32 protein-coding genes and 1 pseudogene are annotated in these 26,809 nt (G+C 47.9%); 6 read left to right on the top strand and 27 right to left on the bottom strand.

The genetic code is table 11. The features are described from left to right. Positions 1 to 65: 65 nt before the first annotated feature. The 7 genes from PPA03S_RS16630 to PPA03S_RS16595 form a co-directional block, all read right to left on the bottom strand. Entirely contained in the window at positions 66 to 497 is a 432-nt protein-coding gene (locus PPA03S_RS16630) for a peptidylprolyl isomerase (protein WP_062324405.1), read from the bottom strand. 222 nt (positions 498 to 719) lie between these two features. Next, positions 720 to 2,051 carry a diaminopimelate decarboxylase gene (lysA, locus tag PPA03S_RS16625; protein WP_062324404.1) on the bottom strand — a complete coding sequence of 444 codons (1,332 nt, stop codon included), beginning with the start codon at positions 2,049 to 2,051 and terminating at the stop codon, positions 720 to 722. Positions 2,052 to 2,154: 103 nt separating this feature from the next. After that, positions 2,155 to 3,765: a spore germination protein gene (locus tag PPA03S_RS16620; RefSeq protein ID WP_157284214.1), complete on the bottom strand. Its 1,611-nt coding sequence runs from the start codon at positions 3,763 to 3,765 to the stop codon at positions 2,155 to 2,157. Positions 3,766 to 3,848: 83 nt separating this feature from the next. Beyond that, the gene (locus PPA03S_RS16615; protein ID WP_167666053.1) at positions 3,849 to 4,277 is read right to left on the bottom strand and encodes a stage V sporulation protein AB; all 429 of its coding nucleotides are present in this window, start codon (positions 4,275 to 4,277) and stop codon (positions 3,849 to 3,851) included. Beyond that, a complete protein-coding gene (locus tag PPA03S_RS16610) occupies positions 4,258 to 4,914 on the bottom strand; it encodes a stage V sporulation protein AA (protein ID WP_062324401.1) in 657 nt (218 codons plus the stop codon). Before PPA03S_RS16610 ends, PPA03S_RS16615 begins: the two co-directional genes overlap by 20 nt. A gap of 669 nt (positions 4,915 to 5,583) precedes the next feature. Beyond that, positions 5,584 to 5,820 carry a hypothetical protein gene (locus PPA03S_RS16600; protein ID WP_062324399.1) on the bottom strand — a complete coding sequence of 79 codons (237 nt, stop codon included), beginning with the start codon at positions 5,818 to 5,820 and terminating at the stop codon, positions 5,584 to 5,586. Further along, positions 5,817 to 6,251 (bottom strand): helix-turn-helix domain-containing protein, encoded by a 435-nt coding sequence (locus PPA03S_RS16595; RefSeq protein WP_062324441.1) that lies wholly within the window; start codon positions 6,249 to 6,251, stop codon positions 5,817 to 5,819. Before PPA03S_RS16595 ends, PPA03S_RS16600 begins: the two co-directional genes overlap by 4 nt. Between PPA03S_RS16595 and PPA03S_RS33960 the strand changes: the two are divergent. Continuing rightward, positions 6,190 to 6,342, top strand: a pseudogene (locus tag PPA03S_RS33960) (EamA family transporter); the annotation flags it as partial. The gene PPA03S_RS16595 and the pseudogene PPA03S_RS33960 sit on opposite strands and share 62 nt — an antisense overlap. 88 nt (positions 6,343 to 6,430) lie before the next feature. Here PPA03S_RS33960 and sigF read toward each other — a convergent pair. From sigF to PPA03S_RS16540, 11 genes are all read right to left on the bottom strand, one after another. Continuing rightward, a complete protein-coding gene (sigF, locus tag PPA03S_RS16590) occupies positions 6,431 to 7,186 on the bottom strand; it encodes an RNA polymerase sporulation sigma factor SigF (RefSeq protein WP_062324398.1) in 756 nt (251 codons plus the stop codon). Positions 7,187 to 7,200: 14 nt separating this feature from the next. Then, positions 7,201 to 7,656, bottom strand: coding sequence for an anti-sigma F factor (gene spoIIAB / locus PPA03S_RS16585; protein WP_062324397.1), 456 nt, complete (start codon positions 7,654 to 7,656; stop codon positions 7,201 to 7,203). Then, positions 7,653 to 8,006 (bottom strand): anti-sigma F factor antagonist, encoded by a 354-nt coding sequence (gene spoIIAA, locus PPA03S_RS16580; protein WP_036663380.1) that lies wholly within the window; start codon positions 8,004 to 8,006, stop codon positions 7,653 to 7,655. The genes spoIIAB and spoIIAA overlap by 4 nt, the downstream gene beginning before the upstream one ends. Before the next feature lie 140 nt (positions 8,007 to 8,146). Then, the gene (locus PPA03S_RS16575) at positions 8,147 to 9,268 is read right to left on the bottom strand and encodes a D-alanyl-D-alanine carboxypeptidase family protein (RefSeq protein WP_245683641.1); all 1,122 of its coding nucleotides are present in this window, start codon (positions 9,266 to 9,268) and stop codon (positions 8,147 to 8,149) included. Positions 9,269 to 9,571: 303 nt separating this feature from the next. Further along, positions 9,572 to 10,396 carry a purine-nucleoside phosphorylase gene (locus tag PPA03S_RS16570; RefSeq protein ID WP_062324395.1) on the bottom strand — a complete coding sequence of 275 codons (825 nt, stop codon included), beginning with the start codon at positions 10,394 to 10,396 and terminating at the stop codon, positions 9,572 to 9,574. 180 nt (positions 10,397 to 10,576) lie between these two features. Next, the gene (locus PPA03S_RS16565; protein WP_062324394.1) at positions 10,577 to 11,467 is read right to left on the bottom strand and encodes a tyrosine recombinase; all 891 of its coding nucleotides are present in this window, start codon (positions 11,465 to 11,467) and stop codon (positions 10,577 to 10,579) included. A gap of 74 nt (positions 11,468 to 11,541) precedes the next feature. Next, the gene (locus PPA03S_RS16560) at positions 11,542 to 11,784 is read right to left on the bottom strand and encodes a DUF4227 family protein (RefSeq protein WP_062324393.1); all 243 of its coding nucleotides are present in this window, start codon (positions 11,782 to 11,784) and stop codon (positions 11,542 to 11,544) included. A gap of 157 nt (positions 11,785 to 11,941) precedes the next feature. Next, complete coding sequence (gene fur / locus PPA03S_RS16555) at positions 11,942 to 12,409, bottom strand: ferric iron uptake transcriptional regulator (RefSeq protein WP_024630961.1); 468 nt, start codon at positions 12,407 to 12,409, stop codon at positions 11,942 to 11,944. 107 nt (positions 12,410 to 12,516) lie between these two features. After that, positions 12,517 to 13,146, bottom strand: a complete 630-nt coding sequence (gene spoIIM / locus PPA03S_RS16550) for a stage II sporulation protein M (RefSeq protein ID WP_062324392.1) — start codon at positions 13,144 to 13,146, stop codon at positions 12,517 to 12,519. Between the two features lie 188 nt (positions 13,147 to 13,334). Beyond that, entirely contained in the window at positions 13,335 to 14,555 is a 1,221-nt protein-coding gene (locus PPA03S_RS16545) for an endonuclease Q family protein (RefSeq protein ID WP_062324391.1), read from the bottom strand. Further along, positions 14,555 to 15,139 (bottom strand): NUDIX domain-containing protein, encoded by a 585-nt coding sequence (locus tag PPA03S_RS16540; protein ID WP_062324390.1) that lies wholly within the window; start codon positions 15,137 to 15,139, stop codon positions 14,555 to 14,557. Before PPA03S_RS16540 ends, PPA03S_RS16545 begins: the two co-directional genes overlap by 1 nt. Positions 15,140 to 15,258: 119 nt before the next feature. Here PPA03S_RS16540 and mciZ point away from each other — a divergent pair, with 119 nt between their 5' ends. Continuing rightward, the gene (mciZ, locus tag PPA03S_RS32930) at positions 15,259 to 15,393 is read left to right on the top strand and encodes a Z-ring formation inhibitor MciZ (protein ID WP_157284208.1); all 135 of its coding nucleotides are present in this window, start codon (positions 15,259 to 15,261) and stop codon (positions 15,391 to 15,393) included. 146 nt (positions 15,394 to 15,539) lie between these two features. Here the strand turns inward: mciZ and PPA03S_RS16535 are convergent, their stop codons facing one another. Then, positions 15,540 to 16,673 carry a M20/M25/M40 family metallo-hydrolase gene (locus PPA03S_RS16535; protein ID WP_062324389.1) on the bottom strand — a complete coding sequence of 378 codons (1,134 nt, stop codon included), beginning with the start codon at positions 16,671 to 16,673 and terminating at the stop codon, positions 15,540 to 15,542. A gap of 82 nt (positions 16,674 to 16,755) precedes the next feature. Here PPA03S_RS16535 and prli42 point away from each other — a divergent pair, with 82 nt between their 5' ends. Beyond that, entirely contained in the window at positions 16,756 to 16,857 is a 102-nt protein-coding gene (prli42, locus tag PPA03S_RS32925; protein WP_157284205.1) for a stressosome-associated protein Prli42, read from the top strand. A gap of 26 nt (positions 16,858 to 16,883) precedes the next feature. On the opposite strand, the gene lipB is transcribed toward prli42, so the two are convergent. The 5 genes from lipB to lpdA all read right to left on the bottom strand — a co-directional run bounded on the left by lipB (position 16,884) and on the right by lpdA (position 22,824). Beyond that, complete coding sequence (gene lipB, locus PPA03S_RS16530; RefSeq protein WP_062324388.1) at positions 16,884 to 17,591, bottom strand: lipoyl(octanoyl) transferase LipB; 708 nt, start codon at positions 17,589 to 17,591, stop codon at positions 16,884 to 16,886. A gap of 163 nt (positions 17,592 to 17,754) precedes the next feature. Further along, on the bottom strand, positions 17,755 to 19,194 hold the full coding sequence (locus tag PPA03S_RS16525; RefSeq protein ID WP_062324387.1) for a dihydrolipoamide acetyltransferase family protein: 1,440 nt from the start codon (positions 19,192 to 19,194) through the stop codon (positions 17,755 to 17,757). 48 nt (positions 19,195 to 19,242) lie between these two features. Further along, positions 19,243 to 20,229 (bottom strand): alpha-ketoacid dehydrogenase subunit beta, encoded by a 987-nt coding sequence (locus PPA03S_RS16520; RefSeq protein ID WP_053784434.1) that lies wholly within the window; start codon positions 20,227 to 20,229, stop codon positions 19,243 to 19,245. Between the two features lie 2 nt (positions 20,230 to 20,231). Then, positions 20,232 to 21,260 carry a thiamine pyrophosphate-dependent dehydrogenase E1 component subunit alpha gene (locus tag PPA03S_RS16515; protein ID WP_062324386.1) on the bottom strand — a complete coding sequence of 343 codons (1,029 nt, stop codon included), beginning with the start codon at positions 21,258 to 21,260 and terminating at the stop codon, positions 20,232 to 20,234. Positions 21,261 to 21,399: 139 nt separating this feature from the next. Then, complete coding sequence (lpdA, locus tag PPA03S_RS16510) at positions 21,400 to 22,824, bottom strand: dihydrolipoyl dehydrogenase (RefSeq protein ID WP_062324385.1); 1,425 nt, start codon at positions 22,822 to 22,824, stop codon at positions 21,400 to 21,402. Between the two features lie 244 nt (positions 22,825 to 23,068). Here lpdA and PPA03S_RS16505 point away from each other — a divergent pair, with 244 nt between their 5' ends. Together PPA03S_RS16505 and PPA03S_RS16500 are read left to right on the top strand one after the other, a co-directional pair. Continuing rightward, complete coding sequence (locus PPA03S_RS16505; RefSeq protein WP_062324384.1) at positions 23,069 to 23,386, top strand: DUF2627 domain-containing protein; 318 nt, start codon at positions 23,069 to 23,071, stop codon at positions 23,384 to 23,386. A 184-nt stretch (positions 23,387 to 23,570) separates the two neighbouring features. Beyond that, a complete protein-coding gene (locus PPA03S_RS16500; protein ID WP_062324383.1) occupies positions 23,571 to 23,918 on the top strand; it encodes a potassium channel family protein in 348 nt (115 codons plus the stop codon). Between the two features lie 8 nt (positions 23,919 to 23,926). On the opposite strand, the gene PPA03S_RS16495 is transcribed toward PPA03S_RS16500, so the two are convergent. Further along, positions 23,927 to 24,139 (bottom strand): hypothetical protein, encoded by a 213-nt coding sequence (locus tag PPA03S_RS16495; protein WP_062324382.1) that lies wholly within the window; start codon positions 24,137 to 24,139, stop codon positions 23,927 to 23,929. A 178-nt stretch (positions 24,140 to 24,317) separates the two neighbouring features. Here PPA03S_RS16495 and PPA03S_RS16490 point away from each other — a divergent pair, with 178 nt between their 5' ends. Then, the gene (locus PPA03S_RS16490) at positions 24,318 to 24,911 is read left to right on the top strand and encodes a thymidine kinase (RefSeq protein ID WP_062324381.1); all 594 of its coding nucleotides are present in this window, start codon (positions 24,318 to 24,320) and stop codon (positions 24,909 to 24,911) included. Positions 24,912 to 25,136: 225 nt separating this feature from the next. On the opposite strand, the gene PPA03S_RS16485 is transcribed toward PPA03S_RS16490, so the two are convergent. Further along, on the bottom strand, positions 25,137 to 25,613 hold the full coding sequence (locus tag PPA03S_RS16485; protein ID WP_062324380.1) for a hypothetical protein: 477 nt from the start codon (positions 25,611 to 25,613) through the stop codon (positions 25,137 to 25,139). 542 nt (positions 25,614 to 26,155) lie between these two features. Continuing rightward, entirely contained in the window at positions 26,156 to 26,800 is a 645-nt protein-coding gene (locus PPA03S_RS16480) for a hypothetical protein (protein WP_062324379.1), read from the bottom strand. Between the last annotated feature and the right edge of the window lie 9 nt (positions 26,801 to 26,809).

The following is a 26,809-nucleotide window of genomic DNA, read 5'->3' as shown; positions in this document are numbered from 1 at the left end:
ATAAGCTTAAGATCATAAAAAAACCGTCTCGCCAAAGCGAAACGGTTTGCAAACAGAACTACTGATTAAGCTTCTACAACTTCAACAGTCTCCATTTTGTCTTTGCCTTCAAAAGCATCCACGAACTCCATACCTTTGGTTACTTTACCGAAAACAGTATGTTGTCCATCCAAATGTGGCTGCGGTTGGTAGCAGATGTAGAACTGGCTTCCGCCTGTGTTACGGCCTGCATGTGCCATAGCCAATGTTCCGCGCTCATGTTTGTTCGGGTTGATCTCACAGTTGATTGTGTAGCCTGGGCCACCTGCACCTGTACCGTTAGGGCATCCGCCTTGAGCTACGAAGCCCGGGATAACACGGTGGAATACAAGACCATTGTAGAAACCGGAGTTTGCCAGCTTCTCAAAGTTTGCTACTGTGTTTGGAGCTTCTTGATCGAACAGGTCGATTAAAACTTCTCCGCCGTTTGCCATTTTGATTTTCGCTTGTTTCGCCATATGTAAATGACTCCTTTCGTATTGACCATCGTTAATGGTGCCAGAACGCATTGACCCTGGGCCAAGCTTTATAGCACTTTTCTTAGTGTACACCGAAAATGGATGGATCGCAAAATAATCAGCAAGTTTTTTTCAAAATCCAGCTCTAAAGATGCAAAAGAAGACAAAAAGGACTGATGCCTTTTTGTCTTCAGTATTTACAATTCAGCCATCGTTCCCGAATTAACGGATTACGGGCTGCTTAGCAATGCGCTCAGGAACGAGGTCATTCTGGATAATGTCCTGATACGTCTCTCGGCGTACCACAACATCCCCTTGACCGTCTTTGACAAAGACTACTGCCGGACGACGAATCCGGTTGTAGTTGCTTGCCATGGAGTAATTGTACGCGCCTGTGCAAGCTACTGCGAGCAGGTCGCCGCTTTGTACTTTAGGCAGATCCAGATCCCAGATCAGCATATCGCCGCTCTCACAGCATTTACCAGCAACTGATACCGTTTCCTGAGCAGCTTCATTCGCCCGATTGGCAAGTACTGCTTCATATTTGGATTCATACAGTGCCGGACGTGGATTATCGGTCATCCCGCCATCAACAGCCACGTATTTACGAACCCCTGGAATGTCTTTGCTTGTTCCAACCGTGTAGAGCGTTGTTCCCGCTTCACCTACGATGCTGCGGCCTGGCTCAACCCAGATCTCAGGCACAGCATAACCGATTTGGGCAAAATGATTTTTAACCGCATCCGTAATGGCTTTCACGTATTGTGCAACTTCAAGCGGAGTATCACCATCAATATAGCGAATTCCGAAGCCACCGCCCAGATTTACCACTTTGAAGGCTACGTTAAGACGTTCATAGACATCAGCTGCAAACTCAGCAACACGCTGAATTGCCATTTGGAAGCCTTCAACTTCAAAGATTTGCGATCCGATGTGTGAATGCACACCGAGTAAAACGAGGTTCGACTGCTTGGAAGCAAGTTCGATCGCATCGAACGCGGTTCCGTTCCCGATATCGAATCCAAATTTCGAATCCGTTTGTCCTGTGGAGATATATTCATGCGTATGCGCTTCAACACCAGGCGTCACACGCAGCAAAATGTTTACTTTACGATTTTTGTCTGCCGCTACCGCTTGCAGCAGGTGCAGTTCATTAAAGTTATCTACAACAAAGCAGCCAATCTCAGCATCCAGCGCCATTTCGATCTCTTCCAGCGTTTTGTTGTTGCCATGGAAGTGAATACGCTCTGCCGGGAATCCGGCTTGCAGTGCAGTGAACAATTCACCATCGGATACGACATCCAGTGAAAGCCCTTCTTCCGCAGCAAGAGCACACATGGCCATTACGCAGAATGCTTTACTTGCATAAGCCACTTGAAATCCCAATCCGGAAGCACGGAATGCTTCCATGTACTCTCTGCAGCGCTCGCGAACCAATTGCTCGTCCACCACGTAGAGAGGAGTTCCAAATTGTTCCTTCAAATCCGTTGTATCCACGCCACCAATTTCCAAATGTCCTTGCGCATTTATTTTACTCGTACCATGTAAATACATATTCTGCATTCCTCACTTTTTATATACTGGAACAGCTGTTATTCCAATGATTTTACACCAGTATATCAAATTAGTGAATGAGAAGAATGGATTTTTCAGCTGATCATTTGTGTTTTTTACTTTTTCGCAATTCGCCGTCAGGGTCATCGTCCATTTTGGTATTATCACGCGTTTTGTTGATTGATGGACGTTTTTTATTTTCCAACAAAGGCAAACGAAACAAAAAGTTGCCCAATGCCTTTGCATTAAACGGTATGAATGGCCAGAGATAAGAAGAGTTATACGAGCGATGCAACGTAAGGGCCACAATAATGAACGTGGTTCCGACAACGAACCCAGGAACCTTGAATATCGCTACTGCCACGAGCAAAAACAACCTGACTAATCGATTCGCGAGTCCAAGCTCATAACTGGGAGTTGCAAACATACCAATCGCAGCGATCGCCATGTAAAGTACAACTTCATTCACAAAATAGCCTGTTTTCACAGCGATATCGCCAACCAGAATGGCGGCAATCAAACCCATAGCCGAAGCGAGTGGTGTGGGGGTATGGACAGCTGCCATCCGTAATAAATCGACCCCGAATTCAATGAGCAGGAACTGTAGAATCAGCGGAAGCTCGGCATTCTCATGAGGACCGATGAACTCCATTCCAGCCGGCTTGATCCCCGGATCAATCACCATCAATAACCACAAAGGTAACAAGAAAAGCGAAATCAAAATGCCCCCAAAACGTACCCAGCGCAGATAGGTTCCCATAAAGGCGGTCTGTCTGTTCTCTTCTGCGTGTTCACACAGGTCAAAAAAGGTCGTGGGCAGAATCATCACACTAGGTGAAGTATCTACAAATATAACAACTCGTCCTTCCATCAGATGGGAAGCTGTAACGTCCGGCCGTTCCGAATAACGAACTAATGGATATGGGTGCCACCCCTTATTAATAATGGCTTCTTCAAGCTGCTTGTCGGCAGCGGGGATCCCGTCTATATTCACCCGCTTGATTTTTTCGCGAACCGAATCCACCTGGACCTTATCCACGATATCATCAATATACACAACGCAGACATCCGTTTGGGATCTCCGGCCGACCTGCATAATTTCGAATTTTAAACCAGGGTCTCGTATTCTGCGGCGTACTAGCGCAACGTTGGTGAGGAGTGTCTCGGTAAAACCGTCTCTAGAGCCGCGCACCACTCGTTCCAGCGAAGGTTCTTCCGGTGAACGCACTGGATAACTGCGCGTATCCATAATAATAACGGAACGATCCCCTTCAACAAACATAGCGCTCATACCCGTGAGGACCTTGTTGATTACAGCACTCATTTTTTCCACTCGCTCAACCTGGATATGAGGGATGTAACATTCAAAGTATGACTTTAGTGCATGTCCGGATACCTGGTCCGGTGTAAGATAGGTTAACCGTTTTAACACTTCGAGCAGAATCTCATCTTTTGCAAAACCGGTTAATAACAGCAATCCCACATGCTTTCCGCCCAGAACCATTTCTCTCATATTGACATCGAAGGATTCGCCAAGACCCAATACCTGCTGCAATGTATATTTGTTATCACTCATGCGAGGGGAGATATCATCATTTTCCTGCCAATATTCTACCGACTCCTCAATGCTGTCGGACATTTCATCTTGCTTCTTTTTTTCGTACGCCTTTTTTTCTTCTTCCTCCTGGATCTCATAAGGAGTTTTATGCATCATCTCTTCCGATGCTGATTCGTCGGAGTTATGCCCGTCGTTGTCCGATCTTACATCCATGTCCCAGCCTCCTTTGGCCTTACGTTTTAACGCTGATATACAAAAAAGTCAAACAGGGAACCTGTCATTTTCCCCAAAATCATGGCGAGCAATAATCCGAATAAATAAGACTTCATGCCCAATCGTTTTGCGAGTACAGGCAGCACATTCAATACTTCCGTAAGCGCGGCAGCGAGCAGACCGATGAACACACCGCAAAACCATCCAATGATCGGGCTGAGCAACAACACGCCGTGCACTTTCCAGTGCCAGAAGTCCGCAACGGTACCGACCAGCGAACCGCCAATCAATGCCCCTTCATACCAATGGGTTTTATCATAGGAACGCGTTAGCTGGGCCAATCTGGGGATCATATCGAGCACGAGAATAAGCGCAATCACACCGCTTCCTACAGCGACTCCCCCCGCAACACCCAGTACGATACTGATCGCTCCATTAAGAACGCTCATCCGCATTCATCTCCCTGCGTTCCTCATCATGCATACGTTCGGTTTCTTCAATCACCACATATTTGTCTACATTTTGCTGATATAGGAACATTTCCACTTCCAAAGGGGTAGGTTCTTCATTCCATTTCTTCTTAAATAAATGATTGAAAAACACCGCCATGCCAAATCCAATCCCAATGGAATAGGCCACTTGGAACAGATAGGGATGCTCATCCCGGCGTCCCGTAATCATTTCGACAATTCGAATCTGTACTTCCTGCATGTTTACGTCTGCATGAAAATTCATAATGGTCAGAGCTGATCCGAAAAATAGCAGCAACCATACCAGAATGAACAAAGATATCGATGCCTTGCCATTTCCCGCAATGACCTCAACAAGCGTATGACCCGATCCGATTAATTCAACGGTGACACCAGGCAAAGCCATACGGATCTGGGGAATAATCTGTAATATGTCTATGAGGATCAGATTACCGTCCTCCGGTCCAGGGCGCAGCAGTTCAAGCTCAAGCAGCCTCCCTTCCTGTTCCTCTGGAGAGGTTAGCAGATGAGCTACATCCCCAAGCTTGACGCCCCGTCCCCTCTGGATGCGAATACGACTGCGCAAGCGAACGTAGACCGTTGGAGTGGGTGTCATGGACATCCGAAACACTCCTTTACTGCGTAATTTAGGTTAGTATTTGAAGAATGTGCAAATTTATTACATTCTGGTTGGAAAAAGGTTGGCGGGGGGGGACCCTGCGGACGCTTCGGGATGGATCGGCCATAGGTCGCTGTTATCCCCGGATTTCTTGAATCTCCTTTATCAAGGAGGAAATCCGGTGCTAAAGGCGAACGCTCCGCTCCTTTGTCCGATTCCATCCCTCCACTGCATGGGTCCCTCTTTTCCAAACGCCTGTAATACATATGCTGGGAGGCAGTAGTAGGAGAAGCATCCAAGCACTCCGACGGCAGACCAACCTTCTGATCGCTGTTGTCTCCAAATTTTCTTGGTTCATTTCTACTAACTGTAGAAATTCGGAGACTGTGTATGCTTTCGAAGTAGCTTTCTTCCAGAAAGCTTTTAGGCGAACGCTTCGCTTCTTCAGGTCTAATCTGCCGCCTGCGTTGCTTATGTGTATCCTTGACGAGCCCTCACGCTCCGCTCCTTTGTCCGATTCCATCCCTCCACTGCACGGGTCCCCTTTTTTCCAAAGTCCTGCAATAAATAAGCTGGAAGGCGGGTAGTAGGAGATTTTATAAGCGGGTTTAATTACAGCTTTTCTCTTTTATGACTAAGGAACAAAAGAAAAAAAGCCGCTAATATAGCGACTCATTGAGAAGAGAAAATCTTATGGATTGACTGGTAAGAAACTTGGGGATCGGGTATGTTTGGGAAAGCCTTACGCATCGTTGTCAGGACTTCCTGTGAAGATGTTATATCTGAAGAAGGAGTGACTTGGGTTACTCCAATATCTTTGGGGAACGGGTGGTAATAACGCATGTAAACAAAAACAAAAGCCGTAACTATGAGCAGGACGGATAACAATACCTTCATTTTTTTATTCACTGCTCAATACCCTCCTTATTCTTCAACTCCACTTCTCTTCTAAACTTTAACGGGGTGATTTGCATGGTTTTGCGAAACTGATTAATAAAATAGCTCGTGCTATTAAATCCAACTTCATAAGCAATCTCGGTAATGCTGCGTTCCTGGAGTTGCAACAGCTCCACACTCTTTTGGATACGATACTCAATAACATACTGCATAGGTGATGTCTTCAACATTTGCTTGAAATAACGGCATGTTTCCGAGCGGCTTAACTGACCGACCCTTGCAATGTCCTCCAATTGGATTGGATCGGCAAAGTGCAGGTGAATCCATTCGACCATATCCTTCATTCGTCTGCTTCTGATGATTTCGGATGAATCATATTCCAGCGCGGAGCCGCTTGCTGCTGTCGGAACAACAGTCGTCTGGCTGCATGAACCTTTCGGTATGTTCCAGTGGCTGGGGACCGCATGTATTATTGGATTGATATTACTGTTGCAGTTGAAGCCGCCCCGATCCGCATGGGCTAACGACAAATAACCTTCTCCGCACATTAAAGCGCGATAGAAGGTTGTTAGTTGTCGTATATTGGTGGTTTAGCACCAATATTGTAGACTGCAATCCAAAATCATTGTGCGATCTGGTCGCGGATGGATTGAAGTATTTTTTTCTCCAACCGTGACACCTGCACCTGGGATATCCCCAGCCTGCTTGCGACCTCGGACTGGGTCTGATCCCGGTAGTACCGGAGGTACACAATCAGTCGTTCCCGTTCACTAAGACCACCGATCGCTTCGTTCAGCGCGAGCTTGTCAAACCACCGCTCCTGAGATTCGTCGGCAATCTGATCCATCAGTGTAATCGGATCGCCGTCATTTTCAAACACCGTCTCGTGTATGGATGTCGGCGGTTTGTTCGCTTCCTGCGCAAATACGACTTCCTCCGGGGTAACCCCCAGCTCTTCAGCTACTTCCTTGATCGTTGGCAAACGGTCCAGAGTTTTGGACAGCTCATCCCTTTTCTTGCGTACTTTATTCGCCATTTCCTTGAGTGAACGACTGACCTTGAGTGTACCGTCATCACGCAGGAAACGCTGGATCTCTCCGATAATCATCGGTACCGCGTAGGTGGAGAATTTCACATCGTAACTGAGATCAAATTTATCAACGGATTTGAGCAAACCGATACAACCAATCTGGAACAGATCTTCCGGTTCATATCCCCTGTTCATAAAACGTTGTACGACGGACCAGACGAGTCTGATGTTGCAGTTCACCAGCGTATCCCGCGCGACATGGTCACCCGACTGACTGAGCGCAATCAGCCGTTTGACCTCGGCATCGTCCAAATAGGTCTGTGAAGACTGTTTCACTTCAGCATCCATAAGACCACCAACCCCTAATTATACAATGCTTTCTTGGATTCAATCCTTTTCTTCATCTTGATGGAGGTGCCTCTGCCGGGCTCACTGCTGACTTCGAATTCATCCATGAAGTTTTCCATAATGGTGAAGCCCATGCCCGAGCGCTCAAGTTCGGGTTTGGATGTATATAGCGGCTGTTTCGCCAGTTCAAGATCTTCAATGCCTTCACCGCGGTCCTCCACAATGATGGTAATCATGTCGTCCCGAATTTCGGCTTGAATGGACACGACACCTTCCGGATTGTTGTTATAACCGTGGATAATACTGTTGGTTACCGCTTCCGAAATCACCGTCTTCAGATCGCTTAGCTCGTCCATTGTAGGATCAAGCTGGGAGATGAAAGCAGCAACAGTCACCCGTGCGAACGATTCGTTCTCCGACTTGGCCGCGAATTGCAGATTCATGAAATTTGTCCCCGTTCCTTCATTCATGAGACGACCTCCAGACCCGAGAGAGCAGTTCCCTCATTTTCGTAAATCGGCATAATCTTGAACAACCCCGACATTTCCAGTAAACGATACACTGGCGGATTGACATCACAGACAACCATCTTGCCGCCTTTATTCTTAATGAGCTTGTATCTTCCCAAAATAACACCCAAACCCGAACTGTCCATGAATTGCAGATCTTTCAGGCTGAGTACCAGATGCTCGCATTGTCTGCGCTGGATGGCTTCATCCATCTGCATCCGTACCATGTCAGCTGTATGGTGATCCAGCTCCCCGGATAATCGCACAATCAGAATCCCGCGGTGATGTTCCATTTCCACATGCAAGTTCACGTTTGCTCACTCTCCTCCCTGTCTTGAACAAGGATTTCTACGTTCCCGAAGGCTTTTCCTGCCCCCCGACAAAACTAGAAGAAAACCCCTATTTAACTACAAAATATGTTCAGTCTCCGAACTGATCTGCATAGGGAGCTTTAATCAAAGAGGGTAGAGGTCGTGCGTTTGAACAGCTTCCACCAGCCAGCCTTGGCCACATCCTGCGGCGCCTGAATGTCGAATTCCTTAATCACTTCATTGCCTTGGTACACCACAAGCTTCCCGATACTCTGACCTGCTTTAACCGGTGCTTTGATTTCCTTGGCCATCAACAATTCATGACGGATCTCGTTGGACTTGGCACCTTTACGCATTAACACACTATAATTTTGCGTTGCATTGAGCGGCAATTCCGCAACCTCACCTTTTTCAATTTTGAGACTGCCGAGCAGATCTCCTGCTTTGTACAAAGGTTTCATGGTGTATTGTCCGAATGCATAATCGAACATCGAAGAGACTTCAGCATTCCTTGTTTTCGTATTGGGTTCTCCCAAGACCACAGCAACGGTACGCAGTCCGTCCTTCATCGCAGTAGCCGAAAGACAGAATTTCGCTTCAGACGTATAGCCCGTTTTCAAACCGTCTGCGCCAGAATAAAAACGAACCAGCTTGTTCGTATTCACCAACCAGAAGGGCTTTTCGCTATCTTTACGAAGATAGTCCTGGTAAGCACCTGTATATTTTGTAATCCCGGAATGCTTCAGCAACTCACGGCTCATCAACGCAATATCATGGGCGGAAGAATAATGGTTTTCAACCGGAAGACCGTTACAGTTGGCAAAATGAGTATCCTTCATGCCAAGCTCCTTCGCACGCTCATTCATCAGTTGCACAAAAGCTTCCTCCGAGCCCGCAATTTTCTCTGCCATCGCGACAGAAGCATCATTGCCGGAAGCCATGGCGATTCCTTTTAACATGTCGTCGACCGACATTTCTTCCCCAGGCTCCAGAAAAATCTGTGATCCACCCATGGATGCGGCATATTCACTCGTTCTCACTTTATCCGTCAGCTTAAGCTTGCCAGAGTCAATCGCTTCAATGGTGAGCAGCATGGTCATAATCTTCGTAATGCTCGCGGGAGGCAGCTGATCATGACTGTTTTTCTCAAAAATAACGGTGCCTGTGTCTGCATCCATCAAAATGGCAGAGCGTGCCGACGGGGCCAAATCTGCTCCAGCCGCTGCTTTGGGTGTTTCTTCAGCCAGCGCTGTGGACGCCATCAGGGGCAGCAGGATACAAAGGGTCATGAACGATGCCATTATTCGTTTCTTCACAAGGGTTACCTCCTCAAATGACTTGCTTACAGCATGTTCCATGCATGTACTGCTAATCATTGTCGGCCCGATTGAAGTAAATTATTCCATGAAAAGAATGATTTCCCGAACTTTTTGTGTAAAAAGAGGCTGAAGACCAAATGCACCTGTACTCACCTGTTCCCTGAGTGGCACTTTACAAGAAAAAATAAAAAGGCAACCTGCCCCCAATGTTCACATTAGAGCAGATTGCCTCTTCTAAATTACTAGTTACATTTGCGGAATGACAGCCAATACAAGCGCCAGGAATGATTCACGAACACGTTCAGTCGTTTCCATCACCTCATCATGAGATAATGGCTGGTCCAGAATTCCGGCAGCCATGTTGCTGATACAAGAGATACCGAGTACTTCCAGTCCTGCGTGGCGTGCCACGATGACTTCGGAAACAGTTGACATGCCTACTGCATCTGCACCGAGCGTACGCAGCATCACAATCTCAGCCGGTGTCTCGTAGTTTGGACCAAGCATGCCCGCGTATACGCCTTCTCGCACGTTAAAGCCTTGTGATGCTGCCGTGTCCTTCGCCAGCGCACGCAGGCGACGGCTGTAGGCTTCAGACAGATCCGGGAAACGCACGCCCATGGCAGAGTCATTCGGTCCGATTAACGGATTCTTGCCTGTAAGATTCAGATGATCCGAGATCAGCATCAGATCACCCGCCTCATACGAGGTATTCACACCGCCTGCTGCGTTGGTGACGAGCAAGGAGGTCACGCCCAGTTCTTTCATCACACGTACCGGGAAGGCTGTCAGTTCCGGACCGTATCCTTCGTACATGTGGAAACGACCTTTCATCATGACGACCGGACGGCCTTTGATGGTTCCCACCAGCAATTCGCCTTCGTGCCCCTCGACGGTGGACACCGGGAAATGCGGGATATCCTGATACGCGATGCTTACACCATCTTCAATCAGTTCTGCCAAAATGCCAAGACCTGAACCCAAAATCAAACCGACCTCCGGTTTAGTTGAACTTTTACTTTGAATGTAGGATGCCGCTTCCAAAATCATCTGTTGGTTTAATGCTGTCATAAGATGTTCCCCCTTGAGTTGAAACGATCCGTCTGTATTGAGCAAATGTCATCAATCGCAATATTTCACGCTAAAGATGCATTTGCTTATGTATAACGGCGTTTACCTGTGTACTATTTATTTTATCCTAAATCGCCTTAATGTTCCGCATTTTTTTGCAGATTGAACCGCACTCTAAAACTATCTTGCACGCGGATGATGTGATTCGTAGACTTCTTTCATCGTTTTGCGGCCATGATGGCCATATTGCTGCCCAGGTTGCTCCACATGCCCGAGCATATCCTGCACCGCACGGGTATCTGCCCCACTCGCGATCAGGTGAGCGGCAAAGGAATGACGCAGCGTATGCGGTGTAATTTCACCTGAAATTCCTGCATCCAATGCCGCCTTTTTGAGCAGCTTCCAAAAGCCCTGCCTTGTTAATCGTCGACCGGATACATTGACGAATAACGCCTGCTCGTCCAATTCGTTCTTGGTCAACAAGTTGCGGTACTGATCTATGTAGACACTCGCCCAATGTGCAGCTGGCGCACCAATCGGCAGAATGCGTTCCTTGCCAGCCCCTCCACAGCGGATAAAGCGCATGCCAGGCTGCACATCCCGAACATCCAGCGCAATCAGCTCCGACACCCGGATGCCTGTCGCATACAACAATTCCAGCATGGCCCTGTCACGTACACCTTGTGGTGAACTGGTATCCGGCGCCGCAAGCAGCAGCTCAATCTCTTGGATGGTTAACACCTGCGGCGGTGTTTTGTCTGCTTTTGGCGCTTCCACATCAAAGGTAGGATCTTGTACGATCTCCCCTCGCCGCATCAAAAAATGAAAATAGGAACGCAGGGATACCACGCTGCGAGCGATGGTTGCATTCGCACGTCCTGCCTGTTTCAGCTGACCGATAAACAGGATGACATGCGTACGACGCACCTGTTCCGCCTCCCGGATACCGTATTCTTTGTCCGCAAATTCGATGAACTTGTCCACGTCCCGAAGATACGACTCCAACGTACTGCTCGACATCCCTTTATCCTCTTCCAAGTATAAGGCATAGGCGTGTATCGTCTGCTTCATGCACAACGCTCCTCATCTGACAGGACTGCCTTGCTGGCAGCCTGCTTCCGTATTTGCATCCCTGGTTGTCCAGGCTACTCTCCGTACCAGTAGAATAAACGGAGACGCTCTGCCATCGTAGGACGCCCTTCTCCGTCGCCTTGCCACACGTTTTCCTGAAATACCTTAACTGCATTTCCGGTTGGCATCTGATATTGGTCCACAGGCGAGATCCAGCCGTTGAACAAATCCAGGACATGATAGAACAGATAAACTAAGGCAGCAAAAAATACGATAAATCGAATAAAACGGAGTCCTCTCCGCAGTGATATGATCATGGGTCGTACCCCCTTCTGATTCGAATCCGGTTCGTCTAGAATCAGGGTATGTCCACCAACACAGAAATATGACATTCTGGGTAAACCTCACATCACATGCGGTACCAAAAAAGCTCTCCCGTCAAAACCGCCGGTGAGAGCTTGAAGATATGCTATGTTATTCTTCATCTTTGGGCTTCTGGTCATTTTTAGCTTTACAACGGTAACAAATCCCATGAAAATCCAATCGGTGATCTACTACCGAAAAATTAAATTCCCGCTCCAGTCGCTCTTCAAGCGGTCCAAGCCAGTCTTCACGTATTTCATCCATACTTCCGCATTGAACACAGATTAAGTGATGATGGTGATGCTTGGATGTATCTCCGCGCAGATCATAACGCGCTACACCGTCGCCGAAGTTGATTTTCTCTACAACATGCAGCTCACTCAGCAGTTCGAGGGTACGGTACACGGTTGCCAGACCGATTTCGGGAGCCTTTTCTTTCACGAGCATGAATACGTCCTCTGCGCTCAGATGATCTTCTTCATTCTCAAGAAGTACTCTTACGGTGGCTTCCCGCTGGGGCGTTAATTTATATCCTTGGGACTGTAGTTGCTGCTTGATTTTATCGATCCGTGCTTCCATTTTCTCCCTCCCCCTAGGAAATCACTGCACACTGCAACTTAACCCACTTCTTTCATTATAGGGGGAGTACATAATTAAAGTCAACATTTTACACTGTTGCATGCAACCTAGGCGGGCAGCAGCATCGGCGTGACCCAACGCATCATCGCAGGAGTGACCCAGGTTTCAAAAGAGGCGACACCTAACAACAACGCAGCCATCACGATAGTCAACACCATATAAGAAGCAAAAGGTCTCTGGTTGCCTGTGGTCCGCTGCATCAATACACGGTTCCGAATGATATATAATGAAAAGGTCATGGCTGACACACTGCATATCAGCAGGACAGGGATCACGAATAGATTATGTGGCGCAACCGATACCAAGGCAAAAAGAAGCCCTTTCCAGGAGTACTGTCCAACAAGATAACCTACTGTAAAACCAATGAGCACACCTTTCAAAAAATCGAGAACCAAAATGCCCGGCAGGCCAATGACCGATAAACCCAAAATGAAAATGAGCCCCACCCATTTCAAATGAAGCATGGCAATATCCCAATAGGTTCCCGTTTCAGTCACCTGCCCACTGTGCTGCACCGTCATAAAGAAGTTACCGAGGTATCCCTCCAGATCCTGACGCTGCTCAAGAGACAAGGCGTTGACCATTAGGGCCCCAAAAATGACTCCGACCAGAAACAAGACGGCCACAAATACATATAACGAGGTTTGACCTTTAAATGTGAAGTAGGCAGAACGCATACAGGTACGAGTCCCCTTTCCGGTTATCATGCTGCAAGGATGTCGAGTGAAATCCTCATAGTCATTCTTATGAACCGGAACGCACACGTATGACTTCTTGTCCAGATTGGTTCTCCCTCATGCAACTCATTCCAATCCCAACTTGTGCCTTCTCGCCTTATGATCTTTACCTCTACATCTGTACTTTTCTATTCCGCTCTCTCTTTGCTGGACACCTTTCCGTAATTACCTCCACCGCCAGAAGAGAGCACCAGTTCACCATTTCGCGCAGCAACGATAAGTCCTGCCAGGACGGGTCCAACCACTGCTGCAAGTTCATCTTCCCTTGTCCGATGTAATACGTTCATTTCCGTGCCAAAATGGTCCAGCAGCAGGCGCAGTTTGGCTTTACCCAGTCCTGGGATGAATTCCAACGGAACCTGATAATGATAGGCTGGCCTGCTCGCAGGCACATGCGGATTCTCCCTGTCCGCGATCGCCAATATGCGGTCAAGTACGCCTTGTACTAGCTTCACACTGCCACAGTGCGGACAGCGTTCTGCTGACATTGCATGCTCGTCCATAATGCTTCCACAGGATGCACAATAGGTACGGTGATATTTGCCGAGTCTTGGATTCAAGCCGTAATTAGCCGTAATTCTTCTGCCTTCCTCTCCTTGAAGTGCCAGGTTGAATTCGTCAAAGGAAGGCTTCGCTAGTTGCAACTCGTTATACTCTCGTCCGATCTTGCCCAGAGAATGTGCGTCTGAGTTGGTCAAAAAGGGAACCTGATCCAGTTCCCGAATGTAACTGGCCATGGATGAGTCGGAGCTTAGGCCGAGCTCGACTGCATCGATCAGGCTAGTATCCAACACATCAGCCATACGAGGGGCCGTGCTGCCATATATACCTTTATGCGGGGTGAAAGCATGTGCTGGCACAATAAGCCCACCTCTTGCCTTAATTTCAGTCTGCATCTCAAGTGCGGGTACATATACTCGCTGTGAACTCAGGTTCACATTTTTCATATATCGTTTCATCCAGTCCGTAAAAGACTTCATCGTCCTCAGATCCCTGAAATAGGCGAGCATATGAAATTCCCGCATCCCCGGTTCGCGCAGTTCCAATTCCGTACCCAGCAGGATCGTTGTATCCTGATATGCAATCCCTCCGCCCTCAAGCTCGGACATGGTGCCGTTCTCCAGCAGCTGCTCGATATCCATCTGTACCACGGGAGAATGACAATCAATGACGCCGAGTAGATGAATGCCTTTGCGATCCGAAGCTTCCCGAGCAATGTTCTCAAATGTCAGATCCCGGCTGCCACTAATTTTGACAGCATCCCCGCGGGAAGTTCGTCCAATATGAATATGGAGGTCCGCATAACACGGCTCCCACACTGCGGATGATGTCCGTTGCTCGTCCATCATTAAAACCGTCCCGTTGTTCTGTACAGATCCCACGCGTATACAGCCATCATCGTTTTGGCATCACTAATCCGGTTCTCATCCATCAGCTGGTATGCTTCTTCAATCGTAATTTCGGATACTTCCAGAAATTCGTCTTCATCCAGAGCCATGTTCCCGGATTCGAGCTCCTCGGCGATGTATAAATGGATGATCTCATCCGCGAATCCTGGCGAAGTGTAGAACGAACGCAGGTGTCGCAGTGATTTGGCCACATACCCTGTTTCTTCACGCAATTCACGTGCTGCTGCAGCTTCAGGCTCTTCCCCCGGATCCAGTTTTCCGGCTGGAATTTCCACTTCGGTACGTCCCATCGCCTGACGATATTGATCAACCACCAGCATGCGATCTCCATTCAGGGCAAGGACAGCAACCGCTCCAGGGTGACGAATAATTTCTCGGGTGGCGTTCTGCCCATTAGGCAGCTTAACCGTGTCGACCTGAAGTGAAATAACTTTACCTTCAAAAATCGGCTGTGTGGATATCGTCTCTTCATCCAGTTTCGGATTAGCCGGGTGTATTGGATTGGTTGAATTCGTTGGGTTCATATATTTTTCAACTCCGCTTCCTAGAAATTTTGGTCTCGTTACGTATAAACCTCTGTTTTTTGGCATATGGTGGGCTTATAGCGCTTTTAAGTAAAAATAGCGAATCAGGGGGACAACCAATGAACAGTTATTTAACACCGCAATCCGCGCACGTGGTCGGACAAGCCAGACAAGTCCGGCTCATACTCAAACAATGGCTACGCGAGTGGGGTCCGGATGCCAAATTAAGCGACATGCTTGCTGGACGCAAATAATGCTGGTCATGAGTGGTTATTCATATCCATGAAAATATATTTCAAATATCATTTTTTTGCCAAAAAGTCCGAACACGGTGTGTACCGAATTCGGACTTTTCAGTTATAAGCCGGGGACCTTTACCCCTTTTTGCGAAAAACACTTTTCACTTCTTGCCTGCAGCCGTTTCTTGAATAATCGCCACGACCACTTCAGACAGCTTCACAATATCTTCAGCGCGAATGCGTTCTTTTGTGGTATGAATATCTTCATAACCTACGGCCAGATTAACCGTAGGAATGTTGAAACCATTGAAGATGTTGGCATCACTGCCGCCACCGGATGCAAACGTGCTGGTCTCCAGCCCCAGGCTGCGAATGGCACGCTGTGCAAGCTGAACAACCTCATGCTCATCATGGAAGCCAAATGCAGGATACAGGATCTCACTGCGGAATTCAGCTGTTGCACCGTATTTGCGGCATGTGGTTTCCAGCGCTTCACGCATCTGGGCAAGTTGCAGTTCCACTTTTTCCTGCACAATGCTGCGAGCTTCAGCCTCAATCTGCACAAAATCGCAAACGACATTCAGCGCTGAGCCGCCCTGAAATTTGCCGATGTTCGCTGTAGTCTCTTCATCAATCCGTCCCAGCTTCATCGCCGCAATCGCCTTGGCAGCGACCTGAATGGCGCTGATGCCATCCTCCGGATTCACGCCCGCATGTGCGGATTTCCCATAGATCTTCATTTGAATTTCTGCTCTGGCCGGTGCTGCTACACAGATTGTACCCACGGCTCCGTTGGAATCCAGCGCATAACCGAACTCGGCTTCAATATCCTTCGGATTCATGGCACGTGCTCCAACCAGGCCCGACTCTTCACCCACAGTGATTACAAACTGAATTTTACCATGCGGTATGTTGTTCTCCTGGATGACCCGAATGGCTTCAAACAAAGCGGCAATCCCAGCCTTATCATCTGCACCCAGAATCGTCGTGCCATCACTGCGAATCCAGCCGTCATCACCCAGCTCAGGTTTAATTCCCTGTCCAGGCGTTACGGTATCCATATGACATGTGAAAAAGATTGGCGCCGCTTCTTCCGCACCCTCGGCTTCCCAGGTAATCACGAGATTACCTGCACCATGTCCGGTTTTTTCCGTCGTATCATCCTCATATACGCTGAGGCCTAATTGGGAAAACTGTTCTTTTAACACGTTGGAGATATGGTGTTCATTCTTGGTTTCACTGTCGATCTGAACCAGCTCCATAAACTGATCAATGACACGCTGCTGTTTAATCATAGGACTTTCCTCCCTTTCATGGATACGGTACAATACAGTTAATGTGGTTTGTTATACATTTGTTGAAAGGAGTTCTCTCATCATGCAAAGAAAGAAATGGTTCCGCATCATCATCTATCTCATGCTAATCGCCATGATTGGGTCCACCCTTTTCATCGCACTCGAACCTTTACTGTTCGGATAGAACCCTGAAGTCTTTGACTGTCTGAATCACAGACGGTGAAGGGCTTCTTTTTCTGTGACCCAACGGATCTCATACGGAAAAACTCGGCTAAAGTATGGAATAATATCCTGAGCAACCTGTTCCACCGTGTAGGCTCTGCCTGTGATGTCCTCAAGGGACGTTACACCATACTCCTCAATCCCGCAAGGAACAATCCCCTGAAAACCTGCGTGCTGAATACCCGAGGTGATATTAAAAGCGAATCCGTGACTCGTCACGAAACCGCGACGATGTTTGCACCGATTGAACTTAATGCCAATGGCGGCAATTTTCATATCTCCGATCCATACCCCCGTATACGCGTCTTTACGTCCTGCTTCGATCCCCTGATCGGCCAGATAATCAATGATCATCTGTTCCAGCCTGCGTAAATAGCCATGCAGATCCAAAGCTTCATCCCGCCCGAGCACGAGTAACGGGTAACCTACCAGCTGGCCTGGGCCATGATAAGTAATATCCCCGCCGCGATCAATTTGAAACAAGGAGATCCCTTGCTCCCGCAGTTCCTCCTGACTAAGAAGCAGGTGCTCCGGGTGATTCTGTGAACCAATCGTATACGTAGGCGGATGCTGGAGCAGCAGCATCTGTTCCGCTCCTTCTCCCTCGTCCAGTAACTGCACAATTGCTTTCTGGCGGTTCCAAGCTTCTTCATAATCAAGCATCGGTATGTAGGCAACATCCAGCGGCTTGCTCATGATTCCTCCACCCTTCTGGTTCAATGTTTAATGTGCTGTAAGACAGCCTTTCATTGAAAAAGCGGGAAAAGTGCACGGCCAGAGGCTCATACACTTTCCCGTTATCCATCTATTCAGCAAATCGCATCATTTAACGGATTTCCAAAATGATGAAATGCTCTGTTTAATACACTTTGGTATCCATTGTGTAGCCTTCAAGGTTTTCTTTTACACGTTGCAAGAAACGACCACTGATTACGCCATCCAGGATTCGATGATCCAGAGACAGACACAAATTCGCCATGGAACGTACCGCGATCATATCGTTGATGACGACCGGCTTCTTCACGATCGATTCAAACGTTAGAATGGCCGCCTGCGGATAGTTAATGATTGGTTGGGACAGAATCGAACCAAATGATCCCGTATTGTTAACCGTGAACGTACCACCTTGCATATGGTCCAGCTTCAATGTGCCTTCACGTGTTTTACGTGCCAGTTCATCCACTTCACGGGCAAGACCTGCGATATTACGCTGATCGGCGTGCTTGATCACTGGCGTCAATACAGAATCTTCGGTACCTACTGCCATGGACAGGTTGATATCCCGTTTGACAATAATTTTGTCAACAGCCCAGACGGAATTCATGATTGGATAGTCTTTAATGGCGTTGACGACACCCTTCATCATGAAGGACAGGTACGTCAGGTTGATTCCTTCCTTACGCTTGAACTCATCCTTGAGTTTGTTGCGCAGCATGACCAGATTCGTTACGTCTACTTCAATCATCGTCCAGGCATGCGGAATTTCGGATACGCTTTGACGCATATTACGAGCAATGGCGTTACGTACTGGGGTAACATCGATGAAGTATTCGGATCTTCCCTGTCCGCCGCCCTCAACTTCGATTTGTGGAATTTTCGGACTTTCGGTGAGATGTATGCCGGAATGTCTTACAGGAACGCCTGCATCGGCTGCCGGGACTGTTTCTCCCGCAGATGCTCCCAAGTCTGCATTCCCCCGGTTCAATCCGCTGAAAGGAGAACCTGAAGGCACTCCCGAAGAAGCATGCGGTCCAACTGCAGCAGAAGACTGTACAGAAGCTGCACCCGCGTTTCCACCCTGTGCAATCACTGCCAGTACATCCTTGCGTGTAATCCGACCGCCTGCTCCAGTGCCCTGAATGGTCTGCAGGTTCAGACCGTGTTCTGCTGCAAGGGATTGAACCGCAGGAGAATATCGATTACGCATCGGCTGATTGGGATCATGGCCTGTTGTGCTCGCTGCATCAGCCGGTGTGTAGGTTTCGCTGTGCTGTGCATTGCTCTGCTGCTGCGCAATTGGTGTGGCCTGCTCTGCCGCTTCCTCATCAGAAGCAGCCACCTGCATACGGCAGATGGCTTCACCAACAGCAATGGTTGTGCCCTCTTCCACCAAAAGATCACCCATAATCCCATCAACAGTGGATGGAATTTCAGCGTTTACTTTATCGGTTATCACTTCACAGATCGGCTCGTACTGTTCCACACGGTCGCCCGGTTTTTTTAACCATTTGGCTATGGTAGCCGAGACCAGCGATTCCGCCAGCTGCGGCATGATGACCTCGATCCATTTCATACTCATTGGTTATATCACTCCAAACTTAGCTTTTAAACGATCTCACTACAAGAATTAATACTCGGCGAGCGTACGCATCGCTTCTTTGGCTTTATCCTTGCTCAGCATATAGAATTTCTCCAATGTTGGGCTGATGGGCATGGCCGGTACATCCGGACCGCAGAGACGCTGAATCGGCGCATCCAGTTCAAACAGACATTCTTCGCTGATAATGGCCGCTACTTCGGCACCTACACCACCGGTTTTGTTGTCTTCATGCACAATCAGCACTTTACCCGTTAGACGAGCAGAGGCAATAATGGCTTCGCGATCAAGCGGCTGCAACGTGCGCAGATCCAGTACATGGGCAGTAATGCCTTCTTCACGCTCCAGCTCCTCGGCAGCCTGCATGACAAAATGAAGTGGCTGACTATAACCGATAACCGTAATATCTGCCCCTTCACGAAGCACGTTCGCTTTACCAATTGGAACAATGTAATCATCTTCTGGCACATCTTCCTTGATCAGCTTGTAACATTTTTTATTCTCAAAGAAGAGAACCGGGTCCGGGTCACGAATGGCTGCCTTGAGCAATCCTTTGGCATCGTATGCCGAGTAAGGAGCTATAATTTTCAAACCTGGTGTGCCAAAAAAGATGGATTCCGGACATTGGGAGTGATACAGCCCGCCAAAGATTCCCCCGCCAATCGGTGCACGAATCACAATCGGGCAGCTCCAGTCATTGTTGGAACGATAGCGGATTTTGGCCGCTTCACTAATGATCTGGTTCGTTGCCGGTAACATGAAGTCCGAATATTGCATCTCGGCAATAGGTTTCATGCCGTACATCGCTGCGCCAATGGCTACACCTGCAATGGCTGATTCGGACAAAGGTGTGTCCATGACACGCATCTCGCCGAACTGATCCTGCAACCCTTTGGTCGTGGTAAACACACCACCTTTGAGACCTACGTCTTCACCAAGGATAAAGACATTTTCATCCCGCTCCATCTCTTCCTTCATCGCGAGACGGATTGCATCAATATATTCCATAACCGCCATGATTACCGCCCCCCTTCTTCGCTGTCCGCATACACATGCGTCAGAGTGTCCTCAGGTTTCGGATATGGCGCATTGTCTGCATATTCAGTTGCTTCTTTCATTTCAAGCGCAAGCTGGGAAGCCAGATCCGCATCCCGGGCTTCGTCCCAGATGCCGCAATCGATCAGATAATTCTTCATGCGAAGCACGCCGTCCTTCTTCCAGTTCTCTTCAACCTCTTCCTTGGTCCGGTATGCCAGATCATTGTCGGAAGTAGAGTGAGGAGAGAGACGATACATCATTGCTTCAATAAGCGTAGGTCCTTCACCAGCGATTGCGCGGCGGCGAGCTTCCTTGACCGCACCGTACACTTCCAGCGCATCGTTTCCGTCTACACGCAGTCCGGGGAACCCGTATCCAAGTGCACGGTCCGATATTTTACCACTAAGCTGCTTGTGGATCGGAACCGAGATGGCATACTGATTGTTCTCACACATAATGATCACAGGAAGTTTGTGAACACCTGCGAAATTGGCACCTTCATGGAAATCGCCCTGGTTGCTTGAACCTTCACCAAAGGTAACAAAAGAAACAAATTCTTGCTTCTTCATTTTGGCAGCCAGTGCAAATCCTACAGCGTGCGGAACCTGTGTGGTAACCGGGCTGGAGCCCGTAACAATCCGCAGCTTTTTGTGACCGAAATGACCCGGCATTTGCCGTCCGCCACTATTCGGATCTTCTGCCTTCGCAAAAGCAGACAGCATCAACTCACGCGGAGTCATGCCGACCGCCAGTACAAAGCCATAGTCGCGGTAATACGGTAAGTAATAATCGTGATCCCGATCCAGACCAAAAGCAGCGCCAACTTGGGCAGCTTCCTGTCCTACACCGGATACGTGAAAGTTAATTTTGCCGGCCCGCTGTAAGAGCAAGCAGCGCTCGTCAAACTTGCGTGCGAGCAGCATGTATTTGTACATATCCAATACTTCACCATCGCTAAGTCCCAGCTGTTCATGCCGATGGACCGCGTCTGCAGTACCTTGTGAACTCATATGAGGTACCTCCTTTTAATCAGAGCCTATGCCTGCCTTACAACCCGATCTTATAACCTGGTACTAAGACTTGGCTTAACCTTATTATAATCCCTTTTGCCCAAAAAAGGAAAGGACCATTCTCATAAGCCTGTCCGGCCTACATTCCAATTGCTTTTCCGTCTACGGCCAACATGGCTTCACCCATGATTTCCGATAAAGTAGGGTGAGGATGAATCGTCTGCCCCACTTCCCAAGGTGTCGCATCCAGCATCTGAGCCAGGGAGGCCTCAGCGATCAGTTCCGTCACATGGGTACCGATCATATGTACACCCAATATATCATTCGTCTTGGCGTCAGCGATTACCTTCACGAATCCATCCCGACTTCCATGAACCAACGATTTTCCAATGGCCTGAAACGGAAACTTGCCTGTTTTCACTTCATGACCACGCTCTTTGGCTTCACGCTCCGTAAACCCGATACTTGCTGCTTCCGGTCGTGTATAGACACAGCGCGGGATACGATGAGAATCGACGGCGTGTACCGTTTCACCCGCCAGATGATTCACAGCCAGGATGCCTTCGTGACTGGCTGCATGGGCAAGCTGTAACCCTCCGATGACATCCCCGATCGCATAAATATGTCCCTCACCGGTTTGCAAATGTTGATTCACAGCGATAAAGCCGCGTTCGAGTTTGATATCCGTGTTTTCCAAACCGATATTTTCAACATTGGCCTGACGACCAACGGATACCAGCATCTTGTCCGCTTTCAGGGTTTCTTGCTTCTCGTCCCCCAGTTTGACGTCAATCTGAATACCATCTTTCTCCGCGCGATATGTCTCTGTGAGAACGCTGGCGCCTGTCAGGAAGCGAACTCCGCGTTTCCCAAGTAGTCTCTGCATTTCCTTGGCTACATCTTCGTCCTCTGCTGGCAATACGTGAGCGGCGGCTTCAACAACGGTAATTTCGACACCAAAATCATTCAGCATGGAGGCCCATTCGAGGCCAATCACGCCACCACCAACAATGATCACGGATGCCGGAAGTTCGTCCATTCGCAGAGCCTCGTCACTGCTCATGATGTACTGCCCGTCTGGCTCCAGACCTGTCAGCACACGTGGGCGAGACCCGGTAGCAATAATAAGGTTGGTCGGCACAACCGTATCCATCTCACCATCTTCGAACTCGACAGCAACTGCACCGCTCTGAGGCGAGAAAATGGAGGGTCCGATCACGCGTCCTTTGGCATGTACCACCTGAATTTTATTTTTTTTCATTAAATACTGCACACCCTGGTGAAGCTGTTCCACAATGGCATCCTTCCGCGCCTGTACCTTCGGAAAGACAAGTGTTGCTCCAGCCGTTTCAATCCCGTACATTTCGCTCTCTTGTATCTCTGCGTATACTTCCGCACTTCTCAGCAATGCCTTGCTCGGAATACAGCCACGATGCAGGCATGTTCCTCCGAGCTTATCTTTTTCGATAATAACAACCTGTTTTCCTAACTGTGCAGCACGGATGGCAGCAACGTACCCTCCGGTGCCGCCTCCAAGAATGGCAACATCACATGTAATTGGCATCTCTTATGTTCTCCTCTATCCCTATAATTTCAATATATTGCAAGATGATAATCCCGATGTTTCTCTTTTTCAAATAACCGTTCCTCTACACTCCATTGTACTCCCCTTGCACAGCCAACTCAAAGTTTGTCTCATAAAAACGCATGGACAGCTTCTGGAAACCAAGCTATGATGGAATCAGGCATGACTTGTAAGCGTAACCTTTATTTGACGTCGACTTCAGGCAGAAGGAGTTCAATAGTAGATGAATACTAGACTTGTCTTTGCACGATTTGTGGCGATTGTTGTTCTGGTCATTCCCGGGTTAATGGCAATGAAGGGTTTTCTGATGATGAAAGACGCACTTTTCCTGTATTATGCCGAACATGGGAATGAGCAGATCTCACCAGGCTTTCAGTGGCTCTCCTTTGGCGGAGGACTTGTCCTGTTTGCCGCAGGCATGAGTTTTCTGGGAGGCTGGATTCTGTTCCGTGATCGCAAGCGTAATTATGTAGGGCCGCGTTTTCGCTCCAAGAGCACTCCCTCAGCCGAAAAGGCAGAGACGCCCGGTACGACTTCCTGAGTCCGGGCTTTTTGTCGTTTATTCGGAAAACCGTCTGCTTCCATCATCCATCTGATATCTGCCTTTATATACCGTGTACGATCAGGTATAATGCTTATTTATTCAAACCGTATTTTGCATCAATTCAGAAATAAAGTCTTGAATATGCACCATGCCTACTCTTACATAGACAGGATGGATCAACATGGTATCTTTTATCATTACGCTGAAAAGATTGCTCAAAGGCATTTTTCATGCCTTTAAGGACCAGAAGTTTCTGGCTTTGTTTGTACTGACTGCGGCAACACTGCTCTCGGGCACATTATTCTACACCCGTGTTGAAGGGCTGCACTGGATGGATGCCCTCTACTTTTGCGCAGTTACCTTAACCACGGTGGGGCACCCTGATTTTGTACCATCGACTGGATTCGGCAAAGCATTTACGGTCATCTACATGTTTGCAGGCATTGGCCTTACCTTCGCCATGATTGCCAGAATTACAGCAGGTATTCTATTCTCCCGCAAAATAGAGACAGAAGATAACCCGGAGTAGTCTCCGGGTTATTCGTATAGTGCATCCCGCAGCTTGGTAGACATGCGTGATTCTTTGGAAGAAGACTTCAGAATCGTTCGGCGCAAGGTCAGATTACTGGCTTGCAGCCGCTCAGCTTCAGCAAACAAATCTGCAATCAAGGCCTGTGCAGCCTCATCAAGAACAGCTTGTCCTTTCAAACGATCATATCGCACCTGCAATTCGGATAATATTTCACTCATCGTTAACACCTCTTTTCAATCAGCTCCCGGTTGGTCATCTGCCGTAACCAACAACTTAACCATCCATATAGTAACACAAAGCCGCTTAGATTAGTTCTGGCTCTTACCAAAGATTTTGTGGTACTCTGTAATGGTCGCTTTTTTTGTTGAATCCCGTATGTGAGAGGAGTAGCAGCACGTGCAAACAGGACGTATTACCGTAATTACAGGACCTATGTTTAGTGAAAAATCCGGTGAACTCATTCGCCGTTGTCAGAAATTAATTCAATTCGGCCGTAAAAAGGTCGTTGCCTACAAACCTGCTGAAGATGACCGGTTTGCCCAGGACGAGATCGTTAGCCGTATCGGCTACCGCCTGCCTGCCCATTCCATTCCCCGGCAATTGACCCCGGAATCTGTAGAGTTGATCCTGACTCAGACCAAGGATGCTGATGTTGTTGCATTTGATGAAGTTCAATTTTTCAGCAGTGCCATTATGGAGCTGGTCTCCGAGCTTGCCTATTGCGGCAAACATGTCATTGTGGATGGACTGAATATGGATTACCGTGGCAAGGAATTCGGATATGTTGGCGGCTTACTCGCCATGGCAGATGACATAGAGAAACTCTCGGCATTCTGCGCCGTATGCGGAAGCCCGGATGCGGCCTTTACCCAACGGATCGTTAATGGTGAGCCGGTCACCCTCGGCCCGGTTGTTATGATTGGCGATTCAGAAGCTTACGAGCCGCGCTGCCGCTGCTGTTTCATTCCTCCTCACAAAGTAGAATGCTGAGGCAGCTATCGATATACAATGTATAGGTTCTGATCGGCGGTATCTGCTGCTACAGGTTCCTGAGATTTTTTTGAAAAAGCCCTTAAGGGGCTTTTTTTCTATATATCTATTTTAACATCAGTATACCTAATTTCCACTTCACCCTATCTAGGCTCGGGTTTTCAATCTATCTGTAAGCACAAAAAAGCACCGCTTTCCAGCGATGCTTCCATAGGTCACTTCCCGTTAATCACGGGAAACAAAATATTTGTTGGTCATGTAGTAAGCGTCACCACGCGACGTTTCTACCATTCCTTTTTTGGCATCCAAAAATACAATTTCTTTGCACTTGGTGCAGTACCATTTGGTGCGCTTATATGGAGATTCCGTTACATACGCCGTGCCACATTTACAATCAATCTTCATTAATAACTCGGTTGATTTATAGGCGCTGGACAACCGTTCCAGGTTATCCTGCTGCTGTGCAGGCATAATGGTCTGCTGATAATCCGATAAATGATTCTGAACCTTGAAGTCTGCTACCAAACCTGCATTCAATCCAAAAAACTCCTTGCCGATCTCGGTCACGAAGCGCTTCTCATTTCTGTAGCAATCCAGCCACTCAATAATCTGCTTATTAGACAGTGGAACCGTACCCTTGATACCGCTGTTTAAGGTGTAGGTCATGATGTATAAAGTATCGTCTTGTCTACCTGAGTACATTAGAATCCTCCTTCGAATACATTTGCTAATGTACTACAAAAACGCTCATAAATCAAAGCAATGTTATTTCCTGAGCGTATCTCTTCCTTCATTAAATGGGTAACATTCCTCGTTGATCCGCCAATGTTTTACAAGAACTGCATACACCTGTAACATTTCCCTGGGAGGATGCATAAAAAACGACGGAATTAACTTTTTTACTACAGAGGGAACAATAGTGCCTCCTTTCCTTCGTTGGAATGTAATCGGATAGGTTAACTACGTTTGAGTTTGATTTGAATCTGCGCAAGAAGCTCAGCCATCTCATACCGTTCTCTCTTCCTTGTTGCCTTCTAAGAGTGTCACTTGCTTAACTCAGGCAAAATATGATCGTGCAATGGTTATGTATACGATTCCAAGTTGTGCATGCCTATCTCATAATCTATTCGACGTTTGGCGTCTTTTTCCTGTTTTTAATCCCTACACATACAAAAAAAACCGACAGAACCTGCTCCAAACTTTTGTAAAAGAGAGAGGAAACATACTCCGTCGGTTCGTGTGTCTTATTTGTAAAACGTCCCAAGAACTTCCAGCTCGGGTGAGCGCTCAATTCGAAACGGATAGATATATCCCTGATTCAGCTTGGTAAACTTGCGGCTCCACAGGTCAAGCCCAGATGTAAATTGATACGCCTGATACACAAATTTGGAACAATAGTTCCGTTCGATGCTGCGCAGATTCGTCTGCAAACGATACCATTTCACCTGCTTATAGTGTTCCTGTACCCACTCCGCTGCCTTTACACCAGCCTGATTCAAGCGGGAACGAAATATAATGAAACGATCCCCTTCATAAAAGCGGGTGATATACCAATCCAAGGAATCGGCAAACACCGGCCCGTAAGGATGGACATGATATACTTTCCCATCCAGTCCGATGATCCCCATATGCCCTGCATAGTAGGTTGATTCCGAGCTCGGTGTATAAACAATATCTCCTGGCTCCAGCTTCATCTCGCCCAAAGCTGTAACGGGCAAGTCCTGATACATCCTCTTGGCTGCTGAACGAGCACGGCGTCCTTCCACCAACAGTCGGTGAAGCATCCCTGCAAGTGCAAGATAGATTGCGGATAACTTGATTCGTTTTTTCTCAGTACCTTTAAGCCACCGTCGGGTAAATGTGGATATACGTTGAAAAGCTTTTCTCATATTCTGCAC

This window comes from Paenibacillus pabuli NBRC 13638 (assembly GCF_001514495.1).
Taxonomy (GTDB): Bacteria; Bacillota; Bacilli; order Paenibacillales; family Paenibacillaceae; genus Paenibacillus; species Paenibacillus pabuli.
This window is presented reverse-complemented; position numbering and strand designations above follow the sequence as displayed.